The sequence below is a fragment of the Streptomyces sp. NPDC054840 genome (genome assembly GCF_053611065.1).
Genome location: NZ_JBSGZP010000852.1, coordinates 1 through 2,630 on the forward strand (window position 1 = coordinate 1; position 2,630 = coordinate 2,630).

3 protein-coding genes and 1 pseudogene are annotated in these 2,630 nt (G+C 74.5%); 3 read left to right on the forward strand and 1 reads right to left on the reverse strand.

The features are described 5' to 3' along the window. A pseudogene (locus ACWGIU_RS35025) lies at window positions 1-186 on the reverse strand (protein phosphatase 2C domain-containing protein); the annotation flags it as partial. A 568-nt stretch (window positions 187-754) separates the two neighbouring features. Here ACWGIU_RS35025 and ACWGIU_RS35030 point away from each other — a divergent pair. From ACWGIU_RS35030 to ACWGIU_RS35040, 3 genes are all read left to right on the forward strand, one after another. Then, complete coding sequence (locus ACWGIU_RS35030; protein WP_453712137.1) at window positions 755-1,732, forward strand: helix-turn-helix domain-containing protein; 978 nt, start codon at window positions 755-757, stop codon at window positions 1,730-1,732. A gap of 24 nt (window positions 1,733-1,756) precedes the next feature. Then, window positions 1,757-2,239, forward strand: coding sequence for a DUF456 domain-containing protein (locus ACWGIU_RS35035; protein ID WP_453712135.1), 483 nt, complete (start codon window positions 1,757-1,759; stop codon window positions 2,237-2,239). Between the two features lie 95 nt (window positions 2,240-2,334). After that, window positions 2,335-2,523, forward strand: a complete 189-nt coding sequence (locus ACWGIU_RS35040) for a hypothetical protein (protein WP_453712136.1) — start codon at window positions 2,335-2,337, stop codon at window positions 2,521-2,523. Window positions 2,524-2,630 lie beyond the last annotated feature (107 nt).

Sequence of the window (2,630 nt, forward strand, 5' to 3'; positions counted from 1 at the left end):
GGTCGGTGCCGGTGCCGGTGCCGGTGCCGTGGCCGGTGCCGGTGCCGTGGCCGGTGCCGGATCCGTCGTGACGTCCGCCGCCGAACGGAACCGGTTGTCCAGGGTGTCCCCCGGATCAGGTTCCGCTCTCGCGTCCGGGCCCTCGTAGAGCTTCTGCCACCAGTCGTCCGCGCCCTGCTGACTCATGGGTCCATTCTCGGCCCCGTACGGGGGCGGAAAACGCCGAATGCGCGAAAAGGGTCCACCGGACCGCCGTCCGGTGGCCCCCTCCCCTTCCCGCCGTACGGATCAGCGCACGTCGTACGTCCGCACGACCGTCCGGGTGACCGTGACGCCCTCGCGTCGGTCTGTTCGACCTGCGGCGACACGGGCCGGCCGGAGGCTCGGGGGTGGTCGGCGATCGCGCTCCACCGGCCGCCCTGCTCGCTCACGCGGGCGCACCGGCCACGGTGGCGTCGGGGCGGCCTTCAGGTCGAGGCGGCCTTGACCCGCAGCGCGCTCCGGTCGGGGTGGGGTTGCTTGACGAGGCGGCCGCGGGGCGATACCGGCTGCATCGCCCTTCCCGGATGAATTGCCGCCAACTACTGCTTCGCGCGGCGAAAGCCCCGCGTAAGTGGCTTCCGACCGGCGGATGTCGGTGCCGCGGTGGCATCACCTTGGCAGAGTGGCGCCGGGTGCGGCGATGATGTCCGCGGCGGGTTCGCGTCGTGGCCACTTCCCGCCGGGCGCGTGTCGAAAGGTGGGGGTGGACGGGTTGCTGGGTGCCATAGGCCTGGACGAGGGCCAGGAGTCGGCGTACCGCGCGCTGGTCGCGCTGGGTGCCGCGGAGGTGCCCGACCTCGCGCACCGGCTGACGCTGCCGGTGCCGCACACCGAACGGGCCCTGCGCCACCTTGAGCGGCAGGGGCTCGCGGCGCAGTCCTCGGCCCGGCCCGGGCGCTGGGTGGCGGCCCCGCCCGGGGTGGCCCTCGGTGCGCTGCTGACCCGGCAGCGGCACGAGCTGGAGCAGGCCGAGCTGGCGGCGGCGCTGCTGGCCGAGGAGTACCGCGCGGAGGCGGCCGAGCCCACGGTGCACGACCTCGTGGAGGTGGTGCAGGGCGCGAGCGCGGTGGCACATCGCTTCCACCAGATCCAGCTGGGCGCGGAGAAGGAGGTCTGCGCGCTGGTCACCGGCCGGCCGCAGGTGGCGACGGGGACGGACCACGAGGCGGAGGACCGGGCCTCCGTACGCGGGGTCCGCCACCGGGTGGTCATCGAGCGGGAGGTACTGACCCTGCCGAGCGGGATCCGGGATGCGTCGACGGCGCTGGCGCGCGGCGAGCAGGTCCGGGTGACGGCGCGGGTGCCGACGAAACTGGTGGTCGCGGACCGGATGCTGGCCATGGTCCCGCTGACGGTCCGCGGGGCGGAGCCGGCGGCGCTGGTGGTACACGCCTCGGGACTGCTGGAATCCCTGACCGGCCTGTTCGAGGCGGTGTGGCGGGAGTCGATGCCGCTACGGCTGGGAGCGGCCGGTTCGGCGGAGGAGGCCGGCGGCAGCCCCGACGCGACGGACCTGGAGATCCTCTCGCTGCTCCTGGCGGGGATGACGGACGCGAGCGTGGCCAAGCACCTGGAGCTCGGGCTGCGCACGGTGCAGCGGCGGGTCAAGGGCCTGATGGAGCTGTCCGGGGTGACGACCCGGCTGCAGCTCGGCTGGCACGCGTACGAGCGGGGTTGGGTGGCCCGATAGCCCCAGGTCGGTCAGGCTGAGCGCATGGATCTGCCTCAGCTGCTGCTGGTGGGGCTGGTGCTGCTGCTCGGGGTGGTCGGAGTCCTGATCCCGGGCGTGCCGGGCACCTGGCTGGTGTGGGCGGGACTGCTGTGGTGGGCCCTGCACGTGCGCTCGGCGCCGGCGTGGTCCCTGCTTGTCGCGGCGACGGCCCTGCTGCTGGTGGTCCAGGTGATGAAGTGGCTGCTGCCGCCCCGGCGAGTGCGGGGGCTGGGTGTCACCTCCCGGATGGCGGTGTTCGCGGGGGCCGGGGCGCTGCTGGGCTTCGTCCTGGTTCCGGTGGTGGGGGCGGTACCGGGCTTCGTGGGCGGCATCTACCTGTGCGAGCGGCTCCGCCTGGGCACCCACGGCGAGGCCTGGGCGTCGGTGCGGGCGGTGATGCGGGCGGTGGGGACGAGCGTCCTGGTGGAGCTGTTCGCGTGCCTGATGGTGGTGGGGGCGTGGGTGGGGGCGGCGGTGGCGCAGTAGACGCCCGTCGGGGCGGCGGCACGGGCGGGCCCGGTGCGGCCCGCCCGAACGGGGTTACGCTCTCAGCCCCTGACTCGATCGGTCGTGGAGCCGCCATGGATGAGTCCGTTCCTGGCCGGCCGGCCTTCGCCGCCGCGCGGCAGCTGCCGCCTGACGCCGGGGAGCCGGCCTGCCTCCTGCACCTCGTCTGCGACGCGTGCGGAGGCTTGGCCGACGAACGCGACGCCGGGTACTGCACCCGGTGCGGTACCCGGCGCACCGACGGGAACCCGGTGGTCCGTTAGGCCGTCTCTTTCGGATCTTGCCGGGCACGCGACGCCCGGCACCGCGCCCCGCCGCGTTGTCGGGGCGCCCGAGTACGTCCGGTACACGGGTGCCCCTCCGCCTTGCC

Bases quoted from the DNA above. Each gene is read 5' to 3' on its own strand.
- ACWGIU_RS35040 (WP_453712136.1), top strand. From the start codon at position 2,335: ATGGATGAGTCCGTTCCTGGCCGGCCGGCCTTCGCCGCCGCGCGGCAG.
- ACWGIU_RS35035 (WP_453712135.1), top strand. From the start codon at position 1,757: ATGGATCTGCCTCAGCTGCTGCTGGTGGGGCTGGTGCTGCTGCTCGGG.